This is a genomic window from Elioraea sp., assembly GCF_022842375.1.
GTDB lineage: Bacteria > Pseudomonadota > Alphaproteobacteria > Acetobacterales > Acetobacteraceae > Elioraea_A.
The window spans coordinates 26,465-40,952 of sequence record NZ_JALHPR010000001.1; the positions used below are offsets into that span (position 1 = coordinate 26,465).

The following is a 14,488-nucleotide window of genomic DNA, read 5'->3' on the forward strand; positions in this document are numbered from 1 at the left end:
CTCGGCGTGCACGGGACTGCCTCGCGCGCAGCGTGGCACGTCGCTTGCTGCTTGCAATCCGTGGACAAGGGCTCGCGCCCAGATAGTCCGGCAGGGCGGGTGCAACGGGGCGCACCTCCTTCCGGGCGGCACGCTCCATTGGTCCGCTTGGGTCATCAAGGAGATCATAGCCATGAACCTTTCCCGTCGCTCACTGCTCGTCGGCGGCGCCGCGCTGGCCGCGGCCGGAACGCTTGCGAGCCCCGCGATCCTGCGCGCGCAGACCGGGCCGATCCGCATCGGCGTGTTGCATTCGCTCTCCGGCACCATGGCGATCAGCGAGACGACGCTGAAGGACGTCATGCTGATGCTCGTCGAGGAGCAGAACAAGAAGGGCGGCGTTCTCGGCCGGCGCATCGAGCCCGTGGTGGTCGATCCTGCCTCGAACTGGCCGCTGTTCGCAGAGCGTGCGCGCGAGCTGATCAGCGTGCAGCGCGTCTCGGCCGTGTTCGGTTGCTGGACGAGCGTGAGCCGCAAGTCGGTGCTGCCGGTGTTCGAGGAGCTGAACAACATCCTCTTCTACCCCGTGCAGTACGAGGGCGAGGAGAGCAGCAAGAACATCTTCTACACCGGTGCGGCGCCGAACCAGCAGGCGATCCCGGCGGTCGACTACCTCGCGGCCGAGGAGAAGGTGCAGCGCTGGGCGCTGCTCGGCACCGACTACGTCTATCCGCGCACGACCAACCGCATCCTCGACGCCTACCTCAAGCAGAAGGGCGTCGCGGCGGACGATATCATGGTGAACTACACGCCGTTCGGTCATTCCGACTGGCAGAGCATCGTCGCGCAGGTGAAGCGCTTCGGTTCGGCCGGGAAGAAGACGGCGGTGGTCTCCACCATCAACGGCGACGCGAACGTGCCGTTCTACAAGGAGCTCGCCAACCAGGGCATCAAGGCGACCGACATCCCCGTCGTCGCCTTCTCCGTTGGCGAGGAGGAACTTGCCGGCATCGATACCGCCCCGCTGGTCGGCCACCTCGCGGCGTGGAACTACTTCATGTCGGTCGACACCCCGATCAACAAGGAGTTCATCAAGACCTGGCATGCATTCATCAAGAACACGCGCCGCCCGACGAACGACCCGATGGAGGCGCATGTCATCGGCTTCAACATGTGGCTCGAGGCGGTGAAGAAGGCCGGCACGACCGAGGCTGACCCGGTGATCGACGCACTGATCGGCGTCGCCGTGCCGAACCTGACGGGCGGCATCTCGACGATGATGCCGAACCACCACATCACCAAGCCCGTGCTGATCGGCGAGGTGCAGGCCGATGGACAGTTCAATACGGTGTGGCAGACGCCCGGAACGGTCGTCGGCGATGAATGGTCCGACTATCTCGAGGGCTCGAAGGATCTGATCGCCGATTGGCGCGCTCCGATGCGCTGCGGCAACTTCAACGTCCGCACGGGCCGCTGCGGCGGCGGCTGAGCCAGTGGAGCAGGGGGCGGCGCGGCTCGTGCCGCCCCCACCCATCATGGTGGTGTCCCGGGTGCTGCGCGGCTTCGCCGTCGTTCTGCTGCTTGCCCTCGCACTGGCCGGCCCGGCGCGGGCGCAGGGTGAGGGCGGTCCGATCCCCGCGCTGGCGACCACCAATTTCGATGAGCTCTCGCGCGCGATCGAACGCCTGGCGCTGAGCGGCCATCCGCAGGCGCTGCCGATCGTCGAAGCTCTGCGTGACGGAAGGCTGATGTTCCGGCAGGAGGATCGCGCCGTGTTCTGGCGCGACCCTGCCGGTGCAATGCGCGACGCCGCGACCGGCGAGGTCGCAGCCGGCGTCGCTGCCGGCGGTCTGCGGCCGCTCAGGCTCAACAACCGCGTCCGCCGCGCGATCGATGCTGCCGTCGGCGCTCTGTCGCTCTCGAACGCCGATCCGCGCGTGCGGCTTGCCGCAGCGGAGCGTGTGTTTCGGAGTCGCGATCCTGAGGCGATCCCGGCCCTCGACTCGCAGCTTGCGCGTGAGACCGATGCGCGCATCCGCCGTGCGATGGAAGCCGCGCGTGCCGCCGCCATCCTTGCCTCGGACCGCGCGGAGCCAGAGAAGGTCGCCGCCGTCAGCGTGATCGCGGCGCGTGGCGATCTCGATGCGCGCGGGCTGCTCGCCGGCCTCACTGGGGCGAGCCCCGTTGTCGCCGACGCCGCTGCCGCGGCGGTCGCTGCGATCGATCGGCGCCAGGCGATGGTGCGCATCGTGCAGGATGTGTACTACGGCATCAGCCTCGGCTCGGTGCTGCTGCTCGCCGCGATCGGCCTCGCGGTGACGTTCGGCACGATGGGCGTGATCAACATGGCGCATGGCGAGATGGTCATGCTCGGCGCGTACACGACCTTCGTCGTGCAGGAGGCGATCCGCAACCACGCGCCGCACCTGTTCGACTGGTCGCTCGCCTTCGCCGTGCCGCTGGCGTTCCTCGTCTCCGCCCTGGCCGGTGCGATCGTCGAACGAACGATCATCCGCTTCCTCTATGGCCGCCCGCTCGAGACGCTGCTGGCCACGTTCGGCCTCTCGCTCGTGCTGCAGCAGGCCGTCAGGACGATCTTCGGCCCGAACAACCGCGAGGTGGGCAACCCGTCCTGGATGAGTGGCGCGTTCGAGATCGCCGACATCACGATCACCTGGAACCGGCTCTGGATCATCGTCTTCGCCGCCGTCGTGCTGTTCGGCCTGATGCTGGTGCTGCGGCGCACCGCCTTCGGCCTGGCGATGCGGGCGGTCACGCAGAACCGGCGGATGGCGGCGAGCATGGGCATCCGGACGCCGTGGGTCGACTGCGCGACCTTCGCGCTCGGCTCAGGCGTCGCAGGGCTGGCCGGCGTCGCGCTGAGCCAGATCGACAATGTCAGCCCCAATCTCGGCCAGTCCTACATCATCGACAGCTTCATGGTCGTGGTGTTCGGCGGGGTCGGGAATCTCTGGGGAACGCTGGTCGCCGCGATGACGCTTGGCGTGGTCAACAAGCTGCTCGAGCCGGTCGCGGGTGCGGTGCTTGGCAAGATCGTGGTCCTCGTGCTGCTCGTCCTCTTCATCCAGCGCAAGCCCCGCGGGCTGTTCCCGCTCAAGGGCCGCGCGGTGGAGAACTGACCGGTGATCCGCGCCCTCCTCGGTGACCGGCTCGTTCTCGTCGTGGGGTTTGCCGTTGCCGCGGTGGCTCTGGCGATCGGGATCGGGAACCTGATTTTCCCGACCGATTCCGCACTGCATGCGCCAACCTATACGGTGAGCCTGACGGGCAAGTATCTCTGCTACGCGCTGCTGGCGCTGGGGCTCGATCTCGTCTGGGGCTACGCGGGCATCCTCAGCCTCGGACATGGCGTGTTCTTCGGCCTCGGCGGCTACGCCATGGGCATGTACCTGATGCGCCAGATCGGCACGCGCGGCACCTACGGCCACCCGGTGCTGCCCGACTTCATGGTGTTCCTGAACTGGAAGGAACTGCCCTGGTACTGGTACGGGTTCGACAATTTCGGCTTCGCCATGCTGATGGTGATGCTGGTGCCTGGCGTGCTGGCCTTCGTGTTCGGGTGGCTGACCTTCCGCGCGCGCGTCACCGGCGTCTACCTCTCCATCATCACGCAGGCGCTGACCTTCGCGATGATGCTGGCCTTTTTCCGCAACGACATGGGGTTTGGCGGCAACAACGGATTGACGGATTTCCGCGACCTGCTCGGCTTCTCCCTCCGCTCCGACGGGATGCGCGTCGCCCTCCTGTGGGCGAGCGCCGTGGCACTGCTTCTCGGCCTCGCGGTGTGCCGGTTCATGGTGGCGAGCCGCTTCGGCAAGGTGCTGACGGCCGTGCGCGATGCCGAGAGCCGCGTGCGGTTCCTCGGCTACCGGCCGGAGGCGTACAAGCTCGTCGCCCTCGTCGTCTCCGCCGTCATGGCGGGCATCGCGGGCGCCCTCTACGTGCCGCAGGTCGGCATCATCAACCCGTCCGAATTCGCGCCCGCGAACTCGATCGAGGCGGTGATCTGGGTCGCCGTCGGCGGCCGCGGCACGCTCGCCGGCGCGATCGTCGGCGCGGTTGCCGTCAACCTCCTCAAGACCGTGTTCACCGCGAACCTGCCTGAGCTCTGGCTGTTCGCGCTCGGCGGCCTCTTCATTCTCGTCACGCTGCTGATCCCGCGCGGGATCATCGGCAGCCTCGGCGCGCTCAGACTTCGCCCGGGCGCGAAGCTCGGCGACGATCCGGCAGCCGATGCGGGGCGGGCATGACCGGAGCGACGCCCGACACGCTGCTCTATCTCGACGGCGTCACCGTCACCTTCGACGGGTTCCGCGCGCTAAACAGCCTCTCGCTCATCCTCATGCCGGGCGAGATGCGCGCGGTGATCGGCCCGAACGGCGCCGGCAAGACGACCATGATGGACGTGATCACCGGCAAGACGCGGCCCGACAGCGGCACCGCGCTGTTCCGCCACGACCACGACCTGACGCGCCTCGACGAGCCCGCCATCGCCTCCCTCGGCATCGGGCGCAAGTTCCAGAAGCCGACCGTGTTCGAGACGCAGACGGTGGAGGACAACATCCTCCTCGCGCTAGCGGGCGAGCGCCGCGCCCGCCGCGCCTTCCGCTTCAGCGCGGCGAAGGCGGAGGCCGGGCGCATCGGCGAGATCCTCGAGACCGTGCATCTTTCCGGTCAGCGCGACCGTCTCGCGGGCGGGCTCTCGCACGGGCAGAAGCAGTGGCTGGAGATCGGCATGCTGCTCGCGCAGGACCCGGCGCTGCTGCTGGTCGACGAACCCGTCGCCGGCATGACCGATGCCGAGACCGAGGACACGGCCCGGCTTCTTGTCGGGATCAATCGCACGCACAGCGTCCTTGTCGTTGAGCATGACATGCACTTCGTGCGTGCGCTCGGCGTGAAGGTCACGTGCCTGCACGAAGGCAGCGTGCTCGCCGAAGGATCGATCGACCATGTGAGCGCGAACCCGCGCGTCGTCGAAGTGTATCTGGGGCGTTGAGGCATGCTCACGGTCGAGGGGGTCGATCTCCACTATGGCGCGGCCCGGGCGCTGAAGCAGGTCTCGCTCACCGCCCCGCGCGGGGCCGTCACCTGCATCCTCGGCCGCAACGGCGTCGGCAAGACATCGCTCCTGCGCGTGGTGTGCGGGCAGCACAAGGTGAGCGCCGGCAGGATCACGTGGGACGGGGAGGACATCACCACCCTGCCGCCGTGGGAGCGGGCACGGCGCGGCATCTGCTCCGTGCCGCAGGGGCGCGACGTGTTCCCGCTGCTCACCGTGCAGGAGAACCTCGAGACCGGCTTCGGCGTGCTGCCACGGCGCGAGCGGCGCATCCCGAACGAGGTGTTCGACCTCTTTCCCGTGCTGCGCGGCATGCTGCGGCGGCGCGGCGGCGACCTTTCGGGCGGGCAGCAGCAGCAGCTCGCGATCGCACGCGCGCTCATCATGCGCCCGAAGCTGCTCGTGCTCGACGAGCCGACCGAAGGCATCCAGCCCTCCATCATCAAGGACATCGGCCGCGTGATCACGCTGTTGCGCAGCCGCGGCGAGATGGCCATCCTGCTGGTCGAGCAGTATTTCGATTTCGCCAGGGAGCTTGCGCAGTCGGTGGTGATCATGGACAGGGGCGAGGTTGTGCTCGCCGGGCCCCTCGAACAGCTGGATGAGGCGGATGTCAGACGGCGCCTCACTGTCTAGCGTCCCTTCGCTCGCGCGCGCAGAAGGGCAGCTTGCCCTGTCATTCCGCAATGTGGGCGGGCGAACCGTGATCGCCCGCTTCGACCAGGCCGGCTGCCTCCGCGCTCGCCTGCCGCGGCCGGAACGCGGCGCGCTCGCCGGGGCGGTGACGCTGAACACGGCCGGTGGCATCGCATCGGGCGACAGGCTGGCAACGTCAATCAGGTGGGACGAGGGGGCGTCGGCGACCGTGAGCGCCGCGGCCGCCGAGCGAGTGTACCGTGCGCGGGCGAGCGACCGTCCCGCCCGCGTCCAAACCACGCTCTGGGTCGGGTCTGGTGCGATGGCGGAATGGCTGCCGCAGGAAACGATCCTGTTCGACGGTGCGCGTCTCGATCGCTCACTGCATGTCTCGCTGGCGGCCAGCGCGACACTGCTGATGGTCGAGGCACTGGTGTTCGGCCGTACTGCCCGCGGCGAGACGATGCGCGAAGGGCTGCTGCACGACCTCATCGAGTTCCGCCGGGACGGTGTTCTGATCCACGCTGACCGTATCCGCCTCGAAGGCCCCGTTGCGCGCATCCTCGCCCGCCCCGCGGTCGCTGCCGGTGGTGCGGCCGTCGCCTCGATCATCTGGACGGGGGCCGGTGCGGCCGCCGTGCGTGATCGCCTGCGCGAGGCGTTTGCCGCGGCCGCGTGCGCGGGGGCGGAGGCCGGTGCGTCGCTGCGCGATGGCCTGGTTCTCGCGCGGATCGTCGCGGCCGATGGCGCGCTGATGCGGCGAATGGTGGTAGCGGGTTTGGCGGCGCTGCGCCAGGATCGGCCGCTGCCGCGCGTGTGGCAGTGTTGAGGGGCAATCGATGAACCTGTCGCCACGCGAGAAGGACAAGCTTCTGGTCGCCGTCGCTGCCATGGTCGCGCGCAACCGCCTTGCGCGCGGCGTGAAGCTGAACCACCCCGAAGCGATCGCGCTCATCACCGACTACGTCCTCGAAGGCGCACGTGACGGCCGCACGGTGGCCGACCTGATGGGCGCTGGTGCGACCGTTCTCTCCCGCGACCAGGTGATGGAAGGTGTGGCGGAGATGATCCATGACGTGCAGGTCGAAGCCACCTTCCCCGACGGCACGAAGCTCGTCACCGTCCATCATCCGATCCGCTGAGGAGAGAGCGCATGATCCCTGGTGAGATCATCCCGGCTGATGGCGAGATCGAGTTGAACCCGGGCAGGCCGCGCACCACGCTCACTGTCGCCAACACCGGCGACAGGCCGGTGCAGGTGGGCAGCCACTACCATTTCGCCGAGACGAACCGGGCACTCGTGTTCGACCGGGAGGCTGCGCGCGGCCAGCGCCTCGACATCGCCGCCGGCACCGCCGTTCGTTTCGAACCCGGGCAGACGCGGGAGGTGACGCTCGTGCCGCTTGCCGGTGCGCGCATCGTCATCGGCTTCCGCCAGGCCATCATGGGCAGGCTCGACCAGGCCTGAGGGAGAGAGAGCGATGGCCCGCATCACGCGTGCTGCCTATGCCGACATGTTCGGCCCGACGGTCGGCGATCGCGTTCGCCTTGCCGACACCGACCTGATCGTCGAGGTCGAGAAGGATTTCACCATCTATGGCGAGGAGGTGAAGTTCGGCGGCGGCAAGGTGATCCGCGACGGCATGGGACAGTCGCAGGCAAGCCGCGCCGAGGGGGCTGTCGACACCGTCATTACCAATGCGCTGATCATCGACCATTGGGGCATCGTGAAGGCCGATGTCGGCCTCCGCGACGGGCGGATCGCCGCGATCGGCAAGGCGGGCAACCCCGACATCCAGCCTGGCGTCACGATCATCGTCGGCCCTGGAACCGAGGTGATCGCGGGCGAAGGCAAGATCCTCACGGCCGGCGGCATCGACTGCCACATCCATTTCATCTGCCCACAGCAGGTCGAGGATGCACTCGCGTCGGGCATCACCACGATGGTCGGCGGCGGCACGGGACCGGCGACGGGAACCGCAGCGACCACCTGCACGCCCGGGCCGTGGCATCTCGCGCGCATGCTCCAGGCTGCCGAGGGGCTTCCGGTCAACATTGCGCTGGCCGGAAAGGGCAATGCCTCGCGCCCCGCCGCACTCGAGGAGATGGTGCGCGCCGGCGCCTCCTCGATGAAGCTTCACGAGGACTGGGGCACGACGCCCGCCTCGATCGATTGCTGCCTCGATGTCGCGGATCGTTTCGACATCCAGGTGATGATCCACACCGACACGCTGAACGAGAGCGGCTTTGTCGAGGATACGATCGCCGCGTTCAAGGGCCGCACGATCCACGCCTTCCACACCGAGGGTGCGGGCGGCGGCCATGCGCCCGACATCATCCGTGTCGCGGGCCTGCCCAACGTCATCCCCTCGAGCACGAACCCGACGCGGCCGTTCACCGCCAACACCATCGACGAGCATCTCGACATGCTGATGGTGTGCCACCACCTCGACAGCAACATTCCCGAGGATGTCGCCTTCGCCGAAAGCCGGATCAGGCGCGAAACGATCGCGGCGGAGGACATCCTCCACGACATGGGGGCGTTCTCGATCATCTCCTCCGACAGCCAGGCGATGGGCCGGGTCGGCGAGGTGCTGATCCGCACCTTCCAGACCGCACACAAGATGAAGGTGCAACGCGGCCGCCTGCCTGGCGAGAAGGGCGAGAACGACAATCTGCGCGTGCGCCGCTACATCGCGAAGGTGACGATCAATCCCGCCATCGCGCAGGGTCTGTCGCATATCGTCGGCTCCGTCGAGGTCGGCAAGCTCGCCGATCTCTGCCTCTGGTCGCCGGCCTTCTTTGCGGTCAAGCCAGACCTCGTCATCAAGGGCGGATCCATCATCCGCGCGGCGATGGGTGACCCAAACGCCTCGATCCCGACGCCGCAACCGGTGCATGACCGCCCGATGTTCGCGGCCTACGGCAGCGCGATCGGGGCGCACTGCATCACCTTCCTCTCGGAAGCAGCGATGGAGGCGGAGGTGGGGCGCTCGCTCCGGCTCACGCGGATGCTCGAGCCCGTGCGCAACACGCGCGGCGGCATCGGCAAGCGCAGCATGGTGCTGAACGACGCGACACCGTTGATCGAAGTCGACCCCGAAACCTACGAGGTGCGCGCCGATGGCGTGTTGCTGACCTGCGAGCCCGCCACCGTGCTGCCGATGGCGCAGCGCTACTTCCTGTACTGATGATGCGCCGGGCAACGGAGGCTCTCGCGGCGGGCGAGTGGGCGGGGGAGGCGGCCGATGCCGTGGTGCTCGACCATGACCGGCGACACCGCCGCCGCATCAGGCTCACCACCGAGGCAGGCGAGGCCCTCCTGCTCGACCTCGCCCGCGCGCGGCACCTGCGCGAGGGCGATGCGCTACGATGCGATGACGGAACGATTGTCGCGGTGCACGCAGCATCCGAGCCGTTGCTCGAACTTGCCGCCCCCGATGCAGCGGCGCTCGTGCGCATCGCCTGGCACCTCGGTAACCGCCATCTGCCGACGCAGCTCCTGGGCGACCGCATCCGCATCCGCGAGGACCATGTGATCGCGGAGATGGTGCGCGGCCTGGGCGGCAGCGTCATCGCCCTTGCCGCGCCATTCGACCCCGAGGGCGGGGCCTATGCCGGCGGGCACCATCACCACCACCATGACCATGACGTTGAGCCTTCCATCCCCGTTATTCTCGCAGATGACCATGACCGTGGCGCCTGACCCACGCACAACGGACGCACCGGCGCTCTGGCGTCTGATGCTCTGGTGCTCGCCTGCCTTCCCGGTTGGTGCGTTCAGCCATTCGCATGGCCTGGAATGGGCGATCGAGGCAGGCGAGATCACGGATGCGACGACGTTGGCCGCTTGGGTGGATGATCTGCTCGCGCACGGCGCCGGCTGGTCGGATGCCCTGCTTCTGGCCCATGCCCATCGTGCTGCCGCGGCAGGCGACGTCGACGCGCTCGCCGGGGTTGCCGCCTATGGCGCGGCCTTCTCCGCTTCCGCCGAGCGGCAGACGGAACAGTTGGCCCAGGGCGCTGCTTTTGCCCGTGCCATCGATGCTGCCTGGCCGGCGGTCGCGGCCGCACTGCCCCGCACCGACAGGCTGCCCTACGCCGTCGCCGTCGGGGCTGCGGCTGGTGCTGGTGGCATAGCGCTTGGCGCGGCGCTCGTCGGCTACCTCCAGGCCTTCGCCGGCATGCTCGTCTCCGCGGCGGTCAGGATCGTCCCGCTCGGTCAGAGTGACGGCTTGCGCGTGCTCGCCGGCGCCGAGGCGCGGGTTCACGCTATGGCCGCATCGGCATCAGCCGCACCGCTGGACGCAATCGGCGGCGCGGCCTTTCGCGCCGACATCGCATCGATGGCGCATGAGACCCAGTACACGAGGTTGTTCCGGACATGAAGCGATCACCAACCGGCCCGCTGCGCGTCGGCGTCGGCGGCCCCGTGGGCACGGGCAAGACGGCCCTGATGGATGCGCTCTGCAAGCGCTTCCGCGTTGCGTATGACATCGCCGCCATCACCAACGACATCTACACCAAGGAGGATGCCGAGTTCCTCACGCGCGCAGGCTCCCTGCCGCCCGAGCGCATCCTCGGCATCGAGACCGGCGGCTGCCCGCACACGGCGATCCGCGAGGATGCCTCGATCAACCTCGCCGGCGTCGATGAGCTGAACCGGCGCTTCCCCGGCCTCGACCTGATCCTGATCGAGAGCGGCGGTGACAATCTGGCCGCCACCTTCAGCCCCGAACTCGCCGACCTGACGATCTACGTCATCGACGTCTCGGCCGGTGACAAGATCCCCCGCAAGGGCGGGCCCGGCATCACCCGCAGCGACCTTCTCGTGATCAACAAGATAGACCTTGCCCCGCATGTCGGCGCGAGCCTCGAGGTGATGGACCGCGATGCGCGCAGGATGCGTGGCCAGCGGCCGTTTGTGTTCGCCAATGTCCGCGCCGGCGACGGCGTGGAGGACGTGGCGCGGTTCATCGAGCAGCAGGGCGGCCTCGCGGCCTGACATGAAGGAGAGAACGATGACGACGCGTCTCGCTGGCCTGTCGGTCGCGGCCCTTGGCCTCGTCCTCCTCGCCGGCCCCGCGGCGGCGCATCCCGGCCATGACCATGGCGGCCTCATCGCTGGCGTGCTGCATCCCCTCAGCGGGGCCGATCACCTCGCGGCGATGCTCGCGGTCGGCCTCTGGGCCGGCATTGTCGGCGGGGTGCGGCGCTGGGCGTGGCCCGCCACCTTCGTCATCGCGATGGTGGTAGGCGTCGTGGCCGGCTGGTCGGCGCTGCCCGCACCCGGCGTCGAGATGGAGATCGCGGCGAGCATCGCCGCGCTGGGCGGTGCGATCGCGCTCGGCTGGTCGCCGCCGCTTGCGATCGGGGCGATCGCCATCGCGGCGTTCGGCGCCGCGCACGGCTTCGCCCATGGCGCAGGGATGGCTTCGGGGGCCTTGCTCGACCCCCATGCCGCGGGCCTGGTGGCGGCGACGGCCGCCCTGCACGCGGCGGGGCTCGCTCTCGCCCCGCTCCTGGTGCGCGGCCGGCCGCTCGCGCCGCGCCTGGCAGGCGGCGCGCTCGCCTCCCTCGGGTTCGTACTCGTCGCCGGATCGATGCTGACTTGAGCGTGCCTCAGCTGACCGGGTCGAAGCCGTTCGCGACGATGCCGCGCGGGGCGATGAGAGGGTAGGGGCCGCGCGCGAGGAAACGGCCGCTGCCGGGCGCGGCCTGCACCTTGCCGTCCTGCATCACCACTTCGCCGCGGCGGATGGTCGCGACCGGCCAGCCGGTGATCGCCATCCCCTCATAGGGCGTATAGTCGATCGCGTGGTGCATCAGCGCGTTGGTGAGCGTCACCTGCTTCGCTGGATCCCACAGCGTGACGTCGGCGTCGGCGCCGATGGCGATCGTCCCCTTTCCCGCAAGGCCGAACAGCTTCGCGGGGTTGGTCGCGGTGAGCGACACGAACTCGTTCGCCGTGATCCGTCCCTTCGATACGCCCTCGCTGAATACGATCGGCAGGCGCGCGGCGAGGCCGGGGATGCCGTTGGGGATGTCGCGGAAGGTCACGTCGCGGCCGTTCTGGCCCTTGCCCGCGCTGCCCTCGTAGCTGAAGCCGCAATGGTCCGAGCTGATCACGTCGAGCACGCCGCGGCGGATCATGCCCCACATCCGCTCATGCTCGGCCTCTTCACGCGGTGCCGGGCTGCACATGAACTTGGCCCCCTCGAAACCGGGGCGGTCCATGTGGGCGGCGGTGAGCGCCAGGTACTGCGGGCAGGTCTCTCCCCAGACCTTGAGGCCGCGGGCCTTGGCGCGGGCGATCTCCTCCGCCACCTCGGCCGAGGAGACGTGGAACACCTGGATCGGCGTGTCGATCAATTCCGCGAGCGCCATCGCCCGATAGGTCGCCTCGCGCTCGACGACGGGCGGGCGTGACCAGGCGTGGTACTTGGGTGCGGTGTGGCCGGCAGCGAGCAGCGCCTCGGTGAGAAAGCCGATGGCTGCGTAGTTCTCGCAATGCACCGTGACCATCGCGCCCAGCTTTTTTGCGGCGGCAAGCACGCGCAGCACCTCGGCATCGTTCACGTGCAGGGGGTCGTAGGTCATGAAGACCTTGAAGCTGCGGATGCCGGCAGCGACGATGCCGGGAAGCTCCTTCAGCACCGCGTCGGTCGGGTCGGTGATGATCTGGTGGAAGCTCACATCCATCATGCTGGCGCGTGCGCGCCGCCGGTAGTCGTCGAGCGTGGGGCCGATCGGATGCCCCTTGAACTGGCTTGAGAAGCAGATGGCACTCGTCGTGCCGCCGGCGAATGCCGAAGCCGATGCGGTGACGAAACTATCCTCGTGCACCGAGCCGTTCGCCTCGAGCTGCTCGATGTGGCAGTGGGTGTCGACACCGCCCGGCATGACGAGCAGCCCCGCGGCGTCGATCGTCCGCCCAGATTCCGGCAGGCTGTCGGCAAGTGCTGCGACCTTGCCACCGCGGATGCCGACATCCGCCCGCATCGTGTCGGCGGCCGTGACGACCGTTCCACCGCGAATGACCAGATCGAACTCCGACATGCCACACCCTCTTCCCGTCGTTGCGGGGTGGAGCGTAGCGCCCCGCCACGCGCCCGGCTACGGCGCGGGCACGTTGCCATCGTTGCACAGCAAGCGGGCAGGACGCACAGCCGTGCGGCACCTGCCCGGCCATGATCGTCGCCGGATGGGCCCTCCCGGCTGGCACGGCGCTTGCTGCCCACCGATGAAACGGGTGATCGGGAGTCGACCATGACGGAATCTCTCTTCGGCCGGCGCCGGGTGCTTGCCCTCGGTGCAGGGCTTGCTGGTCTCGCGAGCGTGCCGCTGGCGATGGCGCAGCCGACGACGCTGGCCGCCATCCGCCAGGCCGGCAAGCTGCGTGTCGGCTGCGAGGCGACCTACCCGCCCTTCACCTACCGCGATGCCGGCAGGATCGTCGGCTATGATGTCGAGCTCGCCACCGAGATGTGCGCCGATCTCGGCGTGACGCCGGAGTTCATCGATACGCAATGGTCAGGCGTGATCCCCGCGCTCTATGCCGGTCGGTTCGACATCATCATGAGCTCGATGAGCTACACCCGCGCGCGGATGGAGCGTGTCGGCTTCTCCATCCCCTATGCCGAGGCAGGCCAGGCGCTGCTGATCCGCGCGCGTGACGCGAACAGCATCAAGGCGATCGAGGACATGTCGGGCAAGGTGCTCGGCGTGAAGCTCGGCTCTCCCGGCGAAACGCTGCACCCGCGCATCGGCCAGGCCATCGCCACCGCACGTGGCGGTGCCGGGTTCCGCGAGGTGAAGACGTATGACGAGCATCCGGCCGCCTATCTCGCGCTTGCGCAGGGCACGGTGGATGGCGTGCTGAACACGCTGCCGACGCTCGCCTTCGTCATGAAGAGCCAGCCTGGCCGCTTCGCCGTCGTCCGCGGCGTTGGTGCGGACAATTGGGCCGGCATCGCCGCGCGCAAGGAGGATGTCGAGATCGTCGCGTGGCTCGATGCGCGCATTACCGCAATGAAGGTGTCCGGCAGGCTCGCGGCGTTGCAGGAGAAATGGTTCGGGCTCCGCTTCAACCTGCCCGACGGCATTCCGCCCGTCGCCTGAACGGTCGCGATCAATGATCTTCGATTGGGGGGTCGTTGCCTATGCGGCCCCCCTTCTTGCCGAGGGTGTGGTCATCACGCTGCAGATCAGCGTGCTCGCCGGCATTCTCGGCCTGCTGCTCGGCTTCGCACTGGGGCTCGCCTCGCTCTCGGGCATACGTCCGCTCGTCTGGATCGTGCGTGGCTACGTGGATTTCATCCGCGGTACGCCCCTGCTGATCCAGATCTTCCTCGTGTTCTTCGCGCTGCCGGTGGTCGGCGTGCGCTTCTCCGAATTCTGGGCGGGCGTCATCGCACTCGCGCTCAATGCCGCCGCCTATGTGTCGGAGGTCGTGCGCGGGGCAGTCGGCGCGATCGAGAAGGGGCAGACGGAAGCAGCGCTGTCGATCGGCATGACGCGCGCGCCGCTGTTGATCCACGTGCTGCTGCCGCAGGCGTGGCGGCCGATGGTTCCCGCGCTCACGAACGACATGGTGACGCTGACCAAGAACTCCTCGCTGCTCTCGGTCATCTCCGTCTATGAGCTCACGCGCGCCGGCCAGGCGGTGATCTCGACGCATTTCGCACCGTTCGAGATCTACCTGCTGCTCGCCCTCTACTACTACGTGCTGATCACCGCCCTTGCGACCGCGAGCCGCTGGCTCGAGCGTCGCCTGCCGGCATGGTGAAG

Annotated in this window: 16 protein-coding genes; 15 read left to right on the plus strand and 1 reads right to left on the minus strand. The window is 68.5% G+C overall.

Annotated features, from left to right (window positions below; translation table 11 throughout):
• Positions 1-172 precede the first annotated feature (172 nt).
• The 13 genes from urtA (at position 173) to Q0C38_RS00180 (ending at position 11,313) form a co-directional block, all read left to right on the plus strand.
• Positions 173-1,468, plus strand: a complete 1,296-nt coding sequence (gene urtA / locus Q0C38_RS00120) for an urea ABC transporter substrate-binding protein (RefSeq protein WP_291295011.1) — start codon at positions 173-175, stop codon at positions 1,466-1,468.
• A gap of 46 nt (positions 1,469-1,514) precedes the next feature.
• Positions 1,515-3,119: an urea ABC transporter permease subunit UrtB gene (gene urtB, locus Q0C38_RS00125; protein ID WP_291295012.1), complete on the plus strand. Its 1,605-nt coding sequence runs from the start codon at positions 1,515-1,517 to the stop codon at positions 3,117-3,119.
• A gap of 3 nt (positions 3,120-3,122) precedes the next feature.
• Positions 3,123-4,250, plus strand: a complete 1,128-nt coding sequence (gene urtC / locus Q0C38_RS00130) for an urea ABC transporter permease subunit UrtC (protein ID WP_291295013.1) — start codon at positions 3,123-3,125, stop codon at positions 4,248-4,250.
• Positions 4,247-4,999, plus strand: coding sequence for an urea ABC transporter ATP-binding protein UrtD (gene urtD / locus Q0C38_RS00135; protein WP_291295014.1), 753 nt, complete (start codon positions 4,247-4,249; stop codon positions 4,997-4,999). Before urtC ends, urtD begins: the two co-directional genes overlap by 4 nt.
• A 3-nt stretch (positions 5,000-5,002) precedes the next feature.
• Positions 5,003-5,698 carry an urea ABC transporter ATP-binding subunit UrtE gene (urtE, locus tag Q0C38_RS00140; RefSeq protein WP_291295015.1) on the plus strand — a complete coding sequence of 232 codons (696 nt, stop codon included), beginning with the start codon at positions 5,003-5,005 and terminating at the stop codon, positions 5,696-5,698.
• Between the two features lie 67 nt (positions 5,699-5,765).
• Positions 5,766-6,527 (plus strand): urease accessory protein UreD, encoded by a 762-nt coding sequence (locus Q0C38_RS00145; RefSeq protein WP_291295016.1) that lies wholly within the window; start codon positions 5,766-5,768, stop codon positions 6,525-6,527.
• A 10-nt stretch (positions 6,528-6,537) separates the two neighbouring features.
• Positions 6,538-6,840 carry an urease subunit gamma gene (locus Q0C38_RS00150; protein WP_291295017.1) on the plus strand — a complete coding sequence of 101 codons (303 nt, stop codon included), beginning with the start codon at positions 6,538-6,540 and terminating at the stop codon, positions 6,838-6,840.
• 11 nt (positions 6,841-6,851) lie between these two features.
• Positions 6,852-7,166: an urease subunit beta gene (locus Q0C38_RS00155; protein ID WP_291295018.1), complete on the plus strand. Its 315-nt coding sequence runs from the start codon at positions 6,852-6,854 to the stop codon at positions 7,164-7,166.
• A 13-nt stretch (positions 7,167-7,179) separates the two neighbouring features.
• The gene (gene ureC / locus Q0C38_RS00160; protein WP_291295019.1) at positions 7,180-8,889 is read left to right on the plus strand and encodes an urease subunit alpha; all 1,710 of its coding nucleotides are present in this window, start codon (positions 7,180-7,182) and stop codon (positions 8,887-8,889) included.
• Positions 8,889-9,404, plus strand: a complete 516-nt coding sequence (locus tag Q0C38_RS00165) for an urease accessory protein UreE (protein WP_291295020.1) — start codon at positions 8,889-8,891, stop codon at positions 9,402-9,404. The genes ureC and Q0C38_RS00165 overlap by 1 nt, the downstream gene beginning before the upstream one ends.
• The gene (locus Q0C38_RS00170) at positions 9,382-10,086 is read left to right on the plus strand and encodes an urease accessory protein UreF (protein ID WP_291295021.1); all 705 of its coding nucleotides are present in this window, start codon (positions 9,382-9,384) and stop codon (positions 10,084-10,086) included. Before Q0C38_RS00165 ends, Q0C38_RS00170 begins: the two co-directional genes overlap by 23 nt.
• On the plus strand, positions 10,083-10,703 hold the full coding sequence (gene ureG / locus Q0C38_RS00175; RefSeq protein WP_291295022.1) for an urease accessory protein UreG: 621 nt from the start codon (positions 10,083-10,085) through the stop codon (positions 10,701-10,703). The genes Q0C38_RS00170 and ureG overlap by 4 nt, the downstream gene beginning before the upstream one ends.
• A gap of 16 nt (positions 10,704-10,719) precedes the next feature.
• Entirely contained in the window at positions 10,720-11,313 is a 594-nt protein-coding gene (locus Q0C38_RS00180) for a HupE/UreJ family protein (protein ID WP_291295023.1), read from the plus strand.
• Between the two features lie 7 nt (positions 11,314-11,320).
• On the opposite strand, the gene hydA is transcribed toward Q0C38_RS00180, so the two are convergent.
• Entirely contained in the window at positions 11,321-12,757 is a 1,437-nt protein-coding gene (gene hydA, locus Q0C38_RS00185; RefSeq protein ID WP_291295024.1) for a dihydropyrimidinase, read from the minus strand.
• Positions 12,758-12,967: 210 nt separating this feature from the next.
• On the opposite strand from hydA, the gene Q0C38_RS00190 reads away from it, so the two are divergent.
• On the plus strand, positions 12,968-13,819 hold the full coding sequence (locus Q0C38_RS00190; protein ID WP_291295025.1) for a transporter substrate-binding domain-containing protein: 852 nt from the start codon (positions 12,968-12,970) through the stop codon (positions 13,817-13,819).
• A 13-nt stretch (positions 13,820-13,832) separates the two neighbouring features.
• The gene (locus tag Q0C38_RS00195; RefSeq protein ID WP_291295026.1) at positions 13,833-14,486 is read left to right on the plus strand and encodes an amino acid ABC transporter permease; all 654 of its coding nucleotides are present in this window, start codon (positions 13,833-13,835) and stop codon (positions 14,484-14,486) included.
• Positions 14,487-14,488 lie beyond the last annotated feature (2 nt).